The 14,415-nt window shown below is 72.1% G+C and carries 12 protein-coding genes; 7 read left to right on the top strand and 5 right to left on the bottom strand.

All coding sequences use genetic code 11. The features are described 5' to 3' along the window. Window positions 1-72: 72 nt before the first annotated feature. The gene (locus DEJ19_RS06040; RefSeq protein WP_111233666.1) at window positions 73-1,374 is read left to right on the top strand and encodes an ABC transporter permease; all 1,302 of its coding nucleotides are present in this window, start codon (window positions 73-75) and stop codon (window positions 1,372-1,374) included. A gap of 16 nt (window positions 1,375-1,390) precedes the next feature. Then, complete coding sequence (locus DEJ19_RS06035; RefSeq protein WP_110864711.1) at window positions 1,391-1,678, top strand: hypothetical protein; 288 nt, start codon at window positions 1,391-1,393, stop codon at window positions 1,676-1,678. Between the two features lie 24 nt (window positions 1,679-1,702). Here the strand turns inward: DEJ19_RS06035 and DEJ19_RS06030 are convergent, their stop codons facing one another. Beyond that, entirely contained in the window at window positions 1,703-2,227 is a 525-nt protein-coding gene (locus DEJ19_RS06030; protein ID WP_181438017.1) for an 8-oxo-dGTP diphosphatase, read from the bottom strand. Between the two features lie 64 nt (window positions 2,228-2,291). Here DEJ19_RS06030 and DEJ19_RS06025 point away from each other — a divergent pair, with 64 nt between their 5' ends. Both DEJ19_RS06025 and DEJ19_RS06020 read left to right on the top strand, forming a co-directional pair. Further along, window positions 2,292-2,642: a tryptophan synthase subunit alpha gene (locus DEJ19_RS06025; protein ID WP_027464736.1), complete on the top strand. Its 351-nt coding sequence runs from the start codon at window positions 2,292-2,294 to the stop codon at window positions 2,640-2,642. Between the two features lie 19 nt (window positions 2,643-2,661). Beyond that, window positions 2,662-3,552: an aminodeoxychorismate lyase gene (locus DEJ19_RS06020; protein WP_027464735.1), complete on the top strand. Its 891-nt coding sequence runs from the start codon at window positions 2,662-2,664 to the stop codon at window positions 3,550-3,552. A gap of 88 nt (window positions 3,553-3,640) precedes the next feature. Here the strand turns inward: DEJ19_RS06020 and DEJ19_RS06015 are convergent, their stop codons facing one another. Further along, window positions 3,641-4,840, bottom strand: a complete 1,200-nt coding sequence (locus DEJ19_RS06015) for an amidohydrolase (RefSeq protein ID WP_111233667.1) — start codon at window positions 4,838-4,840, stop codon at window positions 3,641-3,643. 123 nt (window positions 4,841-4,963) lie between these two features. On the opposite strand from DEJ19_RS06015, the gene DEJ19_RS06010 reads away from it, so the two are divergent. Both DEJ19_RS06010 and DEJ19_RS06005 read left to right on the top strand, forming a co-directional pair. Next, a complete protein-coding gene (locus DEJ19_RS06010; RefSeq protein WP_284176591.1) occupies window positions 4,964-6,163 on the top strand; it encodes a Fic family protein in 1,200 nt (399 codons plus the stop codon). 29 nt (window positions 6,164-6,192) lie between these two features. Beyond that, window positions 6,193-8,364: a S9 family peptidase gene (locus tag DEJ19_RS06005; RefSeq protein ID WP_111047942.1), complete on the top strand. Its 2,172-nt coding sequence runs from the start codon at window positions 6,193-6,195 to the stop codon at window positions 8,362-8,364. Between the two features lie 111 nt (window positions 8,365-8,475). Here the strand turns inward: DEJ19_RS06005 and DEJ19_RS06000 are convergent, their stop codons facing one another. Further along, window positions 8,476-10,005 (bottom strand): CYTH domain-containing protein, encoded by a 1,530-nt coding sequence (locus DEJ19_RS06000; RefSeq protein WP_071405572.1) that lies wholly within the window; start codon window positions 10,003-10,005, stop codon window positions 8,476-8,478. A 58-nt stretch (window positions 10,006-10,063) separates the two neighbouring features. Here DEJ19_RS06000 and DEJ19_RS05995 point away from each other — a divergent pair, with 58 nt between their 5' ends. Further along, window positions 10,064-10,336, top strand: coding sequence for a mycoredoxin (locus tag DEJ19_RS05995; protein ID WP_027464730.1), 273 nt, complete (start codon window positions 10,064-10,066; stop codon window positions 10,334-10,336). A gap of 119 nt (window positions 10,337-10,455) precedes the next feature. Here DEJ19_RS05995 and DEJ19_RS05990 read toward each other — a convergent pair whose 3' ends face one another. Then, window positions 10,456-12,582 carry a DEAD/DEAH box helicase gene (locus DEJ19_RS05990; RefSeq protein WP_176708427.1) on the bottom strand — a complete coding sequence of 709 codons (2,127 nt, stop codon included), beginning with the start codon at window positions 12,580-12,582 and terminating at the stop codon, window positions 10,456-10,458. Window positions 12,583-13,149: 567 nt separating this feature from the next. After that, complete coding sequence (locus DEJ19_RS05985; RefSeq protein WP_110864837.1) at window positions 13,150-14,394, bottom strand: aminoglycoside phosphotransferase family protein; 1,245 nt, start codon at window positions 14,392-14,394, stop codon at window positions 13,150-13,152. Window positions 14,395-14,415: the final 21 nt, after the last annotated feature.

The following is a 14,415-nucleotide window of genomic DNA, read 5'->3' as shown; positions in this document are numbered from 1 at the left end:
CGTGGGACCAGGCCGCGTCGTGGTGGCAAGGTCGCCGGGCACACGCGTTCGGGACCCCGGCGACAGGCCCCGGTGCCGGCACCCCAGCAGCACGGTGCCTACCGCCGGTGGTACTCGACCCTGCACCCGTCGCTCCAGCTGATCGGCCTGCAGCTCTGGATGCCGCTGTTCTTCATCGTCGGGTTCTGCCTGTGCTACGTCTTCGCGTTCCACGCCCCGCACCCGCACGACGTCCCGATCGCCCTGATCGGCAGTGACCCGGCGTTCGTGCAGGCGGTGCAGCAGGCGTTGCCCGGCGAGTTCGTGTTCCACACGTACGACTCGCTCGCGCAGGCGAAGCGTGACGTGGTCGGCGGATCCATGGCGGTCGCGTACGACCCCGCCGCGAACGAGTTCTTCAAGGCGAGCGCGCACCAGTTCCAGGTCGCGAGCCTCGTCCCGGCCACCCTCACCGCGGTACTGACCGGCCTGGGCGTGGCGACCCCGAAGGTCACCGAGCTCGCACCCCTGCCCGCTTGGGACGAGTACGGCACCGTCGCGATGTACGTCATGCTCGCGTGGTGCATCGGCGGCTACATGGTCGCGATGTTCATCGGCATCATGGGCGGCCCGCTCCGGCACCGCACCCGGATGACGGTCATCGTGGTCGGCGGCCTGGTCATCTCGCTCATCACGAACACGCTCGCCGGGCCGGTGCTCGGCGCCATCCACGGGCACTGGATCCAGCTCGTGCTCATCGCCTGGGGCTGGATCGTGGCGATCGGCCTGGCGGTCAACGGCCTGAGCTACTTCGTCGGCCGGTTCATCGCCGCACCCGCGATGATCTGCTTCGTCTTCCTGTCCATGCCGTCATCCGGCGGCGCCTACCCGAAGTGGTTCATGCCCGAGCCCTTCGCCTGGCTGAACAACGTCGTCGTCGGCTCGAGCATGGTCGACATGATCAAGCACCAGGTCTACGGCGTCGGCCCCGGTCCGGCTCGCGGCCTGATCACGATGGCCTGCTACGCCACGGCCGGCCTGGTGCTGATGTACTTCGGCAAGAAGTGGTGGGAGCGCCGACGGATCCGCGCGATCGTCACCGGCCGGACCACGATGTTCCAGGACGCCAACACCGCCAACCGCGAGTTCCTCGGCGGGCAGCGCGACGCCGAGCTCGAGCGCCACGGCCTGACCTCCACCGAGACCGGCACCCTGAGCGTGCTGCGGGACGACGACTGGGAGGACGACCGCACCGGCGGTGACGTCTTCACCGGCGGTCGCGACGGCCTGGAGCCGGATGCGACGCCGACCGGTCGCATCGCCGTGCAGCGCCCCGCGAACCGGAAGGAACCGCGACCGGCGGCGGCGCAGCACGGCAAGCACGCCGACCGCTGACGCGTATCCTGATCGGATGAACCCGCGCATCACCTGGCACCGCGTCCTCATCACCGTCGTCGTCGTGTTCCTCGTGATGACGGTCGGCTTCTACGCCGCGAGCGTCCTGCTCGCGCCCGCCGACGGCCGCGGCACCGCCGGGCTGTTCGTCGGGTGGGCGATGTTCTCGATGATCGGCGCGATCGTCGTCGGCATCATCGACTTCTTCGTGCGGCCCCTGGGTGGCCGGAGCGGCGACGCCGACGTCATGGCCGCCGCCGAGGAAGCGCGCACCGGCAGCACCCGCACCCAGCAGCCGCGCTAGCAGCAAGCAGCAAGCAGCAAGCAGCTACTCACCCACGCCCACGCCGACGCCCGTCCCGGTGAACCCGGCGACCGTCGCGTCGTCCTCGGCGAACGTGAACCGCGCACGGACGCTGCCCCCGGCGAGCACCCCCGGCAACCAGTACCGGGCGTCGTCCCACATCGCGTCGTAGGGCACGGTGTCGACGGGGATCCACCGCGGCTCCAGTTCGTCGGAGCCCGACGGGTCTCCCTGCCAGCGGCGGCAGACGAAGACGTCCGAGACCTGGGACCAGGACGGTCGGTACGGGAACCGGTAGTCCAACGTGCCACGGGCCTCCAGGTCGACCGCGTCGATCCGCAGGCCGACCTCTTCACGCACCTCGCGCACGGCGGTCTCGACCGCCGACTCGCCGGGCTCGCGCTTGCCGCCGGGGCCGACCAGACGGCCCGTGCCGAGGCCGCGGCGCTTCTCCCCCAGCAGGACCTCGGGGCCTGCCTCGCCGTCGCGCAGCAGGTACACGACCACCACCCGGGGATGCTGGGACTTGCTCTCGTCGCGAAGGGTCACGCGTCCAGTGTGACCGATGGAGTGTCGTACGCTTTTCCCATGGCAGGCGTGCTGCGGGGGCACCATGGCTGAGCCCCGCAGGACCGGGCGCAGCCTCGAAGTGCTGCGCGCCGAGGCCGCCGAGGAGATCTCGATGCTCGTCGAGCACCGGAGCCGTCAGGGCGAGGACCCGTGGGAGTTCATGCCGACGCTCCCCACCGTCGACGAGCAGGTCGTGCTGATCCTGCGTGCGGACGCCGTCGACCTGGACGAGGCGATCGGCAAGCGGCACGCGCAGTGGTCGAGCCACCCGGCGTCCGGGCAGGGCACCAGGCTGGGCGAGGAGTACCACCGGCTGCGCCGGATCGCGTTGCAGCACCCCGAGCTGACGCCCGCCGTGTGGAAGCTGCTGGGCGCGCTGCCCGAAGCCGGCTGAGCTGCGGTTGGATGGACGCATGACCGAAACCGTGCTCGCCGTCCTCAACCAGCCCTCCCGCGACGCCGCGCCGCACGACCCCGCGGCCGACGCCTTCACCTGGGCGAAGCCGCTCGAGGAGCACGTGCAGGTGCAGGACCTCGGCGTCACGCGCGGCGACGGCGTGTTCGAGACGATCACGGTGATCGACGGTCGGCCCCAGGCCCTCGAGGCGCACCTCGCCCGCTTCGGCCGCTCCGCCGCGATGCTCGACCTGCCCGCCCCGGACCCGGAGGCCTGGCGCCAGGCCATCGAGGCCGTCTGCGCCCGCCTCGACCCGGTGCGCGAGGCCTTCGCCAAGACCGTCCTGACCCGCGGCGTCGAGGGCACCGACCGCCCGACCGGGTGGGTCTACGCCGCGCCGTCGGGCGACTCCACGGCCGCACGTACCGAGGGCATCTCCGTCGTGGTCCTGGACCGCGGGTACCGGCACGACGTCGAGCGCACCTCGCCGTGGCTGCTGCAGGGCGCGAAGACGCTGTCGTACGGCGTCAACATGGCCGCCCTGCGCGAAGCCGTCCGCCGCGGCGCCGACGACGCCCTGTTCGTCTCGAGCGACGGCTACGTGCTCGAGGGCACGCGCGCCAACCTGATCATGAAGGTCGGCGACCGGCTCGTCACGCCCCGCACCGACATCGGGATCCTGGCCGGCACGACGCAGGCCGACGTGTTCCGCTTCGCCGAGCAGGAGGGCATCGAGACCGCCTACGAACTCGTCACCCTCGCCGACCTGGCGGCGGCGGACGCGCTCTGGCTCGTGTCGAGCGTGCGGCAGGCTGCGCCGATCCGTTCGGTGAACGGCGACGCGCGGCCGATCGACGCCGAGCTCACGACGCGCATCAACGACTTCCTGCTGGCGCGCGAGGTCTGAGCACGCGGCGCCCCCGGCGCAACGGCCTGGAGGCCCGGATCGCGACCCGCAGGCACGTCGCGATCCGGGCCTCCCGGCTCTGCACCCGCTACCAGCGCGGGGTGGTGACGCCCGCTCCGTCGGTCCACGTGAAGACGGGCTTGCCGTCGATCCAGACGCGCGTCGCGCGGCTGGTCGCGTCGAGCGGATCGCCGTCCCAGAGCACGAGGTCGGCGTCGTAGCCCTCGGCCAGCCGACCGACGCGGTCCCCGAACCCGAGGAACTCGGCCGGGTTGACGGTGAGCGCCTCGAGTGCGGTCTGGGCGGGCAGGCCCTCCTTCACGGCGGCGGTCGCCTGGTCGACGAGCATGTTGATCGGCACGACCGGCGCGTCCGTCGTGATGGCGACCCGGACCCCGGCGGCCGCGATGGTGGCGAGGTTCGGGATGCCGCGGTCGCGGAGCTCGACCTTCGAGCGGCTGGTGAAGAGCGGGCCGTAGATGACCGGGATGTCCTTGGCGGCCAGCACGTCGGCGATCTTGTGCGCCTCGGTGCCGTGGTTCACGACGAGGCGGTAGCCGAACTCCTCGGACAGGCGGATCGCGGTGGCGATGTCGTCGTGGCGGTGGGTGTGTTGGTCCCAGACGAGCTCGCCGTCGAGCACCCGGACGAGCGTCTCCTTCGTCAGGTCGCGGGCGAGCGGCTCGTCCTTCGCGGCTGCGGCGTCGCGGGCGGCCTGGTAGTTCTGCGCCTCCACGAAGGCGTCGCGGATGATCTTCGCGACACCGAGCCGGGTCGAGGGCGTCTGGCCCTTGCCGCCGTAGACGCGCTTCGGGTTCTCGCCGAGGGCGCTCTTCACGCTCACCGAGTCGGAGATGAGCTGCTCGTCGATCGTCCGGCCGCCCCAGGTCTTGATGGCGACGCTCTGACCGCCGATCGGGTTGCCGGAGCCGGGCTTGACGACGATGCTCGTGATCCCGCCGGCCAGGGCGTCCCGGAAGCCCTCGTCGTCGATGTCGATCGCGTCGATCGCGCGGACGCCGGCCATGTTCGGGGCGGTCATCTCGTTCGTGTCGTTGCCGGCCTCGCCGTTGGCCTCCTCGTGGATGCCGAGGTGGCCGTGTGCCTCGACGAAGCCGGGGACGAGCCACGAACCCGCGGCGTCGATGACCGTCATCCCCTCGGGCGGGGAGACGTCCGGACCGATCGCGGTGATCCGGCCGTCCTCGACGACGACCGCGCCGCCGTCGAAGGCTGGAGCGGAGACGGGGACGACGTGGGCACCGGTGATCGCGAAGGAGTTGCTCATGGCACCAACGGTACGCGGGGCGCGGTGCGCGGGCGGGCCCGCGGCGGCAGGCGGCGGCAGGCGGCGAGCGGGCGAAATACCGATTCCTGGCGTCGAGCGTCCGGGTGGCTCTACCGTCGCGGGATGGCACACCGGAGCGACACCTGGCCCACGCACGAACGCAGCGAGCGACCGTGGCGGAGCACCGTCCGCGGGTGCCGTGACGACCGGCTGGTGACCACCGTGCGGGTGTCGCTGGCCCCGTCCATCGCGAGGGCTCGGTGGACGCCCGACGACGACACCGTCGCGCTGCTCGACCGGAGCGCCACGGCCCTGCGCGCCCTCGACGTCCACCACGGCTCCCGGCTCGCGCCGCTCGGGTCCGTGCTCGGCCGGACCGAAGCCGTGGCGTCGTCGCGGATCGAGGACGAGTCCGCGTCGATCGACGACCTGGCACGGGCCCTCGTCGGCATCCGGGCGAACGCCGGTGCCACCGCGGTCGTCCGGGCCGGCGGCGCCGTCGAGCACCTGGTGTCCGGAGCGGACTCGGGCACCGTCACCGAGGCCTCCCTGCTCGAGGCGCACCGCCTGCTGATGCGCGACGACCCGGTGGACGGACGGTACGCCGGCCGGTACCGCGACGTGCAGAACTGGATCGGCGGCGGTGCCACGCCCCGCGATGCCGTGTACGTGCCACCACCGCCCGAGCTCGTGGCACCGCTGATGGCCGACCTGTTCGCGTTCGTGCACCGTGTGGACCTGCACCCGATCGCCCAGGCCGCGATCGCCCACGCGCAGTTCGAGTCGATCCACCCGTTCACCGACGGCAACGGTCGGATCGGGCGCGCGCTGATCGGTGCCCTGCTCCGGCGTCGCGGGGTGACGACCACGGTCACGGCACCGGTGGCCACCGCGCTCGCGGCGGATCGGCGGCGGTACTTCCGGCACCTCGAGCAGTACCGCGACGGCAAGGTCACCGGGTTCGTGGTCGACCTGGCCCTGGCGATCGGGACGGTGTGCGACGAGGCGACGCTGAGCGCCCTGCTGCTCGCCGAGCACGACGCCGATCGGTCCGTCGGCCCCTGCGCCTCGGGCCCGCACGCCGTCGTCGGCCGTGCGCTCGCCGACGACCCCGTCCTGACCGAAGCGCACCTGGACACCCTGCTCACCACCGACGAGGTCGAGCGCGTCACCCACGACCTGGTGCTGGCGGGAGTGCTCCGTCCGGTCACCGGTCGACGCCGTGACCGCGCCTGGGTCGCACCGGCCATGGTCGACGAGCTCGAGGCGTTCGAGCAGCGGGTGCAGGCGGCTGTGGGCGGCCGCGAGCGCACGGCGGCCTGACCGGGGGTGCGGGCGAATAGGGTGGGACGGTGAGCAACGAGCACACCGCATCCACCCCGCCCAGCGCCGCCAAGCGGCCCGTGACACGGACCCACCACGGCATCGACTTCGTCGACGACTACGAGTGGCTGCGGGACAAGGAATCCCCCGACACCCTGGCGTACCTCGAAGCCGAGAACGCCCACACCGACGCCGCCACCGCGCACCTCGCGCCACTGCGCGACCGCATCTTCGCCGAGGTGAAGAGCCGCGTCCAGGAGACCGACCTCTCGGTGCCGGTCCGCATGGGCGACTGGTGGTACTTCACCCGCACCGCCGAGGGCAGCCAGTACGGCGTGCACTGCCGCGTGCCCGTCGCCGGCCCCGACGACTGGACGCCACCCGCCGTCGTCGAGGGCGAGTCGACACTCCCCGGCGAGCAGGTGGTCCTCGACGGCAACGCGCTGGCCGACGGCCACGAGTTCTTCTCCCTCGGCACCTACGACATCAGCGACGACGGCACCCGCCTGGTCTACGGCATCGACGTCGAGGGCGACGAGCGGTACACCCTGCACGTACGCGACCTGGCCTCGGGGACCGACCTCGGCGACGCCATCCCGAACACGGGCGCCGGCGCCACGTTCGATCCAGCCGGGCGCTACGTCTTCTACCCCACGGTCGACGAGTCGTGGCGTCCGGACAAGATCTGGCGCCACACGGTCGGCACCGCGGCGTCCGAGGACGTCCTGGTGTTCGAGGAGCCCGACGACCGCTACTGGGTCGGTGTCGGTGTCACCCGTTCGTCGCAGTACATCGTCATCGAGCTCGGCTCGAAGATCACGTCCGAGGCGCACGTCCTCGACGCTGCGGACCCCACCGGTGAGTTCCAGGTCGTCTGGCCCCGCCGTGAGGGTGTCGAGTACGAGATCGAGCACGCCATCGTGGGCGGCAGCGACCGGTTCCTGGTGCTGCACAACGACGGCGCCGAGAACTTCGAGCTCGTCGACGTCCCCGCCGACGACCCGACGTCCGAGCGTGACCGCCGCGTCGTCGTGGCGCACCACACCGAGCGCCGCATCGAGTCGGTCGACGCCTTCGCCGGACACCTCGCCCTGGAGTACCGGTCCGAGGCGCTCCCCCGCGTCGCGATCATCCCGATCGAGGGCGACGGCTACGGCGACGCGCACGAGGTCCCCTTCGACGAAGCACTGTTCTCGGCGGGGCTCGGCGGCAACCCGGAGTGGGAGCAGCCGACGCTCCGCATCGGGTACACGTCGTTCGTGACCCCCTCCGAGGTCAGCGACCTCGACCTGGCCACCGGCGAGGTCACCGTCCTCAAGCGCCAGCCCGTGCTCGGCGGCTACGACCCGGCCGACTACGTGCAGGAGCGCGACTGGGCGACCGCGTCGGACGGCACCCGTGTGCCGATCTCGCTCGTCTGGCGTCGTGACGCCGTCGAGGACGGCACCCCGGCACCGCTGCACCTCTACGGCTACGGCTCGTACGAGCACTCGATCGACCCCGGCTTCAGCGTCATGCGCCTGTCGATGCTCGACCGCGGTGTCGTCTTCGCCGTCGCGCACGTCCGTGGTGGCGGTGAGCTCGGCCGGCACTGGTACGAGAACGGCAAGACCCTGACGAAGAAGAACACCTTCACCGACTTCGTCGCGGTCGCCGAGCACCTGATCGAGTCCGGCCGCACGAGCGCCGACCGGCTCGTGGCCGAGGGTGGCAGCGCGGGCGGGCTCCTGATGGGTGCGGTCGCCAACCTCGCACCCGAGCGGTTCGCCGGCATCCTGGCCGCCGTGCCGTTCGTCGACGCGCTGACGAGCATCCTCGACCCGGACCTGCCCCTCACCGTCATCGAGTGGGACGAGTGGGGCGACCCGCTGCACGACGCCGAGGTCTACCGCTACATGAGCGAGTACACCCCGTACGAGAACGTCCGTGACGACGTGCAGTACCCGCAGATCCTCGCCGTGACCTCGATCAACGACACCCGCGTGCTGTACGTCGAGCCCGCGAAGTGGACCGCGAAGCTCCGCGAGGTCGGCGCGCCGGTGCTGCTGAAGACCGAGATGTCCGCCGGCCACGGTGGTGTCAGCGGTCGCTACGCGTCGTGGAAGGAGCGGGCGTTCGAACTCGCCTGGCTGCTCGACGTGCTCGGGCTCGCCGACGAGACGCCCGCCGCGGCCACCGCCAACCCGATCGCCGCGGGCTGAGCAACGCCTCGCACTTCGTGAGCAGAAGAGGTCGGGTCCGAACGCGGGACCCGACCTCTTCTGCTCACCAAGCGCACCAAGCGAACGAAGCGCTCGCAGCGCGCACCCCGCTCACACGCGGTTGAGCGCGTGCACCGCCTCGTCGTAGGACTCCTCGGCCAGGCGCACCCGGTCCCCCGCGAGCACCCCGTACCCGAACGTGCCCTCACCCCCGCGCTCCGCGATCGCCGCGTTCGCCCGGAGGATGTCGAGGGCGTGCAGGGACCGCACCCGTTCGGTCAGCACGTCGGCCGCGGTGCCGATCCGCTTCCACAGCGCGTGCGGGAACGCGTCGTCGCCGAGCACGTCCATCGCCATCCGGGCGCGCATCGTCTCCTGCCACGCGGCCTCGGTGGTGGTCCGGTCGGCAGCCTCGCGCTCGGCAGCGGTGTCCGAGGTGTCGTCGGCGACGGCGGCCCGGACGAGCTCGCGCACGCGCGGCTTCACGTCGGCGCCGACGTCCTGCGCGACCTGCTTCGGTGCGCGGAGCGACCACGCCGTCGGAGCCGGTCGCTCGGCCGCGTCGTCGAGGGCGTCGAGCAGTTCGAGGAACGGCTCGCCGTGCAGGAACGCGACGACGTCCCGCACCGCCTGGTCGCGACGTTCCCGGGTCGAAGCGAGGATGCGCTCGCGGGTCATCGCGTCGACCAGGTCGTCCTGCGCCGGCGACGACGCCCGCGGCAGCCGGTCGATCAAGTACTCGGCCAGCGCCGCACGCGCGGTGACGCCCGCCAGGCCGTCCGCCGCCTCGGCGGCGCGGTCGACGGCCTCGCCGTCGGGGAACGCCGGGCGGTAGGCGCCCAGGATCGCGGCGATCTCGAGGGTCGTGTCGGCCGCCTGCCGGAGGTCGGCCGTGTCGCCGGAGCGGAGCCGGGCCTCCTGGCCGAGCAGCGCGACGCGCAGCTTGCGGACGCGCTTCGCCAGGATGCGTGCGGTCGTGCCCTTGGCCGGCTTCTCCTCGGTCTGGAGGCGCGGTGCCGGTGCTCCTGCAAGCCCGCGTGCCAGCTTGGACGCGACGGCGGCGGGGCCGGCGCCGACGGCCGCGAAGCGTCCGTCGAGTGCCGCGAACAGCTCGTGGGCGATCTGCGGGTCGACGCCGTCGACGGTCTCGACCTCGACCTCGCGCCAGGTGCGCGGGGTCTCGGGGGCGTCGTCGTCGAGGCGCTGGGCGGTGACCTGGTCGTCGGCGAGCTCGGCGATCTGGTCGCCGTCCTCGTCGAGCAGTCGGGTGACGGTGCGGGTGGTCGTGATCCGGACGACGGGACGCAGCCCGCGGCCACGACGCTCCGTGAAGAGCGCGGCGAGGACCTCGTCGGGCACCGTGTCGGCGTCGTCGGTCAGGGGGAACTGCTGCTCGTGGCGGACCGTGTCCGACTCCGAGCGCTTGATGTGCCAGCCGGCGTCGGGGCCGCCCGTGCGACGGCGGACGGTCACCCGCGCGGCCACCAGGTCGTACCGCTCGGTGTCCCAGTAGGTCGCGTCCAGTTCGAACGGCTCCTGGTGCTCGGTGCGGAGGATGCCGCCCGCGCCGACGAGGTCGGGGAGGGCACCGCCCTCGGGCAGGTCGTAGGTGCGCTCGATCTCGAGGTGCGTGTGGCTCACACGCTCTTGTCTACCAGGCACTGCGGGGTTTCCCCGCACCCGGGGTTAGCCTGCAGGGATGAGCGACACGATCACCCGCGAGCAGTTCACGCCCGAAGCCGGCGGCGTCACGATGTTCACCACCACGTGGTGCGGCTACTGCGCCCGGCTGAAGAACCAGATGTCGAAGGCCGGGGTGCCCTTCACCGAGGTCGACATCGAGCAGACCCCGGGCACCGCCGAGCTCGTCGCCGAGGTCAACGGCGGCAACCAGACCGTGCCGACGCTCGTGTTCCCCGACGGCACGACGGCGACGAACCCGTCCCTGGCCGAGGTGCAGTCCCGCATCTGAGCGGCGGCCCTCCGCAAAACACCGGTGTTCACGCTCCGAACACGCGCATGACGCGGTTCAGAGTGCGAACACCGGTGTTTTGCTGTCCGAGACAGCGCCGCGCGCCGGACGCGCCGGCGCTAGCCGCCGAGCGCCTCGGTCAGCAGCGCAGCCATCGCGTCGAGCTGGATGTCACCGGAGTCGACGACCTCTTCGTCCGAACCGTCGAGCGCGCGGGCGGCCAGGGACGCCTTCGAGTCGATGAGCTCGGCGATCTTGGTGTCGATCGTCTGCGCGGCGATGATGCGCCACGCGGTGACGGGCTCTTCCTGCCCGATGCGGTGCACGCGGTCGATCGCCTGGGTCTGCTCGGCGCTCGTCCACGACAGCTCGGCGAGCACGACGTTCGACGACACCTGCAGGTTCAGACCGACACCGGCCGCGGTCAGCGAGCAGACGATGACGGCGACGTCGGGGTCGTTCACGAACGAGTCGATCTCGGCCGTGCGCTGCGTCGGGGTCTGGTCGCCGCGGATCGTGGCGGTGCGCAGGCCACGACGGGCGAACACCTCTTCCGCCTGGTCCATCACGTCGAGGTGCTTCGCGAAGAAGACGACCTTGCCGACGTTCGAGGCGAGCTGCGCCGCGTAGTCGGCCGCGAGCTGGGCCTTGGCACGGCCGATGCGGCGGACCATCGAGAACACGTTCTCGCCGGTCGACGAGGCGTCCTGGTCCTCGAGCTCCCAGCGGGCGACCTGGCGGACCAGCTTGTGGTCGATGCCGACGACCGGGTCCTGCCCGGTGCGGGCGTCGAGCGCCTGGTGGTAGCGGCGGACGAGCTTCGCGGTGAGCTCGCGCTCGGCGTCGCGGATGGAGCGACCCTCGTCACCGTCGAGCTCGACGGGGATGTCGGCGATCCGGCGTGCCGGGATGTCCGCGGCGACGTCGACCTTGCGGCGTCGGACGATGCCCTGGTCGATGACGGCACGGCGGGCCTCGACGAAGAACCCGGGGTCGGCCGGCGTCAGGCCGATCTCCTCGAGCTCGTTCATGAGCTTCGCGCGCGGCTTCTTGTCGTCGATCCAGCCGAGGTACTCCCAGATGGTGCGGAAGTCCTCGACCGAGTTGATCAGCGGGGTACCGGTCAGCGCCATGAGCAGCGGTGCGGCGGTGCGCTGCCGGATGCGCTCGGCGATCTGCAGCACGAACCGGGCGCGCTGCGAGTCCTTGTTCTTGATGAAGTGCGCCTCGTCGACGACCATCCCCTTGAACCCGAAGTTGCCGAGCCACCCGGCGTGCCGGTCGAGGATCTCGTAGTTCACGATGACGATGTCGGCGAACCCGTCGAGGTCGTTGCCGTCCCCGTGGATCACCGTGGCGCGGTGGTTCGGCACCCAGCGCTCGGCTTCACGCGCCCAGTTCGTCTTGACGACGTTCGGCACGACGACGAGCAGCGGGAACGCGTTCGCGGCGTCGGCGGCGAGCAGCGACTGTGCGGTCTTGCCGAGGCCGGGCTCGTCGGCGAGCAGGAACGTGCGGTGTCCCTGCGCCGCGGCGGCGACGAGTTCCGCCTGGTGCTTCATGAGCGTGGTGCCCGAGCGCGAGTGCAGCGTCGTGGGCTCCGGCAGCGGCATCGTCGCCGCTCCCCCGCCCGCGCCGTACTCGAACGACTTGAACAGCGGCCCGAACAGTTCCCAGTTCGCCAGGCGACGCGGGTGCGCGACGGGCTGGTCGGCGAGGGCGAAGTCCGGTGGCATGAAGGGGTTCGCCAGCTGGCGCTGCACGACCGCCTGCGGCACGACGGCCCGCACCGGGGTCTCGACGACCGCGGCGGGCTCGGACGCGATGACGAGGTCCTCCGGCTGCAGTTCCATGCCGCCGGCGATCATCATGTCGCGCTTGACCGCACGCGTCGCCTCGGACACCTGGACCTCTTCGGCGAGGAGCTGGATGACGCTGGTGTCGCGCGCAGCCGTCTTCGCCAGGATCGTGGCCACGCCGTCGAGCCGCTTGAGCTGCTCGGCGCGCTGCGCGTCGGTGAGCTCCGTGTCGGCCTTCACCCGCGCGCGCTCTTCGCGCATGAGCAGGGCAACCGCCTGGAACTTCGTCCGGTTCGATGCCTTGAGCGGTCCGCGCTGCGCCGCGGCCTCGACCTCGCGCACAGCGCGGGCGAGGACGGGGATGACGCCGTCGTTGTCCAGCGGCCTGGTGCGACGTGACGCGGTCCGCGTCCCGCCGGCAGCACGCCGGGTGCCTGATCGAGCCAACGCTCCTCCTGTTCCGCCCACACGTCGGGGCGATCCGCCCGTGGGGCGGGAAGTCCTGCACCGGTGCCTGGCGCGGCTCCGGTTCAGCTGCGGGCCACCGTGGCCCACCGCATCGCCGGTCCCCGCATCGGGACGTCCGGTGGACTCCCGCGAGCCGTTCCACACGAGCACCTGCCGGGAGCAGGTTCGGACGGTCCGCGCCGGGATCCGGCGTCGTCACACGCACGTGATGCCCCCTCGGGGCGGTCACGGCCCGGTCCCCGCGTCGATCAAGTGATCGACGGCTGCGTCCGGAATCGACGCGGCACGCGGGAACGCGGTGCGTGCGCGCTCAGTTTACTCCCGGACCACCGGCGGAGGCGACCGGCGCGTTGCCCGCGCGCGTCGCGACGGCGGACGGGAGGCCCGTGGCGGGCCCGACCCGCGCCTCCAGTCCGTCCTTCGGTCGTGTTCACCCCACCGAAGCGACACGTCTCCGGTTCCCTGCCCCGGTGACCCCGCGAAAGCGACAGGACGCCGCGGATGTTCCGCGCAGAACTGTCGCTTTCGCGACAGCGGCGTCGCGTCTCAGACCTGCGGTGCGGACCGCGGGCGGGTCGAACCACCGGTCGGGAGGCTCGGGGCCGCGTCCGCCAGGGCGGCCTGCGTCGCGGCGAGGAGCTGCTGGGCGGTCTGGATCCCGTTGGCGGAACCGGTGGTCGCCTGGCCGCCGGCGTGGGCGAGCAGCTGGGCGCCGATGGCGGGTCCGATGCGGTCGGCCTCGCGCGGGTTGCGCGCGACCCAGTCGCGGGCGATCGCGTCGGCGAGGCGCTCGGCGGCGGCGCCGCGCTCGGCGTCGCCTCGGGACCGGTGCCAGAGCCCGGTGACCACGAGGTGGGCGACGACGGCACCGACGTCACGGACCGGGAAGCCCCAGCCCGCGGTGTCGATGTCGAGCAGGCCGGAGATGCGCCACGGCTCGTCCTCGTCGACGAAGACCTGCTCCAGGTGCAGGTCGCCGTGCACGACCTGCTTGGTCGAGCTCGACCAGCCGATGGAGCGGCGGCCGATGGCGTCGTACAGGCGGTCGATCTCCTCGGCGTCGTGCGGCAGGGCGGCGATGAGCGTGCGACGGTGCCAGTCGGCGTGGTCCATCGCGTCGGCGCGCGCCTGCTGGGTCATCGGGACGGTGGCGACCCGGCCGCTCAGCGCGGCGAGCGACGCCACGAAGCGGGGGTCGTCGGCGATGTCGAGGATGCGACTGCCGGCGGGCACCCCGCGGATGCGCTCGAGCACGAGCAGGCCGTCGCCACGGCTGGACAGCACACGCGGCACGGGCAGACCGGCCGCGACGAACTGCTCGTGCGACTGCACGATCGGCGCGACCCGGTGCGGGCGGACGATCTTCAGGAACAGGGTGCGCTCGGGGGCGTCCACGCGGACGACCGCGCGCTTGCCGGGCCGGTACGCCGCCACGGTGAGCACCGGGTCGGTGACGGGCATGCCGAGCGTGGTCAGCAGCTCGGCGACGGCGTCGCGGTAGGTGACCTGCGGCAGCACCGGCAGGCCGGGGTCGTTCGGGTACGCCCACACCGACACCGGGTCACCTGTCGCCGGATCGGTGACGATCGCGCTGTTCTGGTCGTGGGTGCCGCCGGTGTCGACGTAGGTCAGGACCGTGGCGCGCTGGCCGTTGCGGTCCACCGTGTCGACCTCGTAGCCGTACAGGTAGCCGTTGCCCGAGGGCTCGACGGAGTGCGCCCGCGCGGCCACCACGGAGGTCCCGGAGCCGGCGAAGGCCTGCGGGATGACGCGCTCATGGTTGGGCCACACGACATCAGTCAACCGTGTCGC

The organism is Curtobacterium sp. MCSS17_016, assembly GCF_003234255.2.
Classification (GTDB): domain Bacteria; phylum Actinomycetota; class Actinomycetes; order Actinomycetales; family Microbacteriaceae; genus Curtobacterium; species Curtobacterium flaccumfaciens.
Note: the sequence above shows the minus strand (reverse complement) of the source record. Positions and strands in the feature narration are given on the sequence as shown.

What these genes read in the sequence shown, in the direction of transcription:
- DEJ19_RS06035 (WP_110864711.1), top strand. Translation starts at nt 1,391, where the DNA reads ATGAACCCGCGCATCACCTGGCACCGCGTCCTCATCACCGTCGTCGTC.
- DEJ19_RS06010 (WP_284176591.1), top strand. Translation starts at nt 4,964, where the DNA reads ATGGCACACCGGAGCGACACCTGGCCCACGCACGAACGCAGCGAGCGA.
- DEJ19_RS06020 (WP_027464735.1), top strand. Translation starts at nt 2,662, where the DNA reads ATGACCGAAACCGTGCTCGCCGTCCTCAACCAGCCCTCCCGCGACGCC.
- DEJ19_RS05995 (WP_027464730.1), top strand. Translation starts at nt 10,064, where the DNA reads ATGAGCGACACGATCACCCGCGAGCAGTTCACGCCCGAAGCCGGCGGC.
- DEJ19_RS06025 (WP_027464736.1), top strand. Translation starts at nt 2,292, where the DNA reads ATGGCTGAGCCCCGCAGGACCGGGCGCAGCCTCGAAGTGCTGCGCGCC.
- DEJ19_RS06015 (WP_111233667.1), bottom strand. Translation starts at nt 4,840, where the DNA reads ATGAGCAACTCCTTCGCGATCACCGGTGCCCACGTCGTCCCCGTCTCC.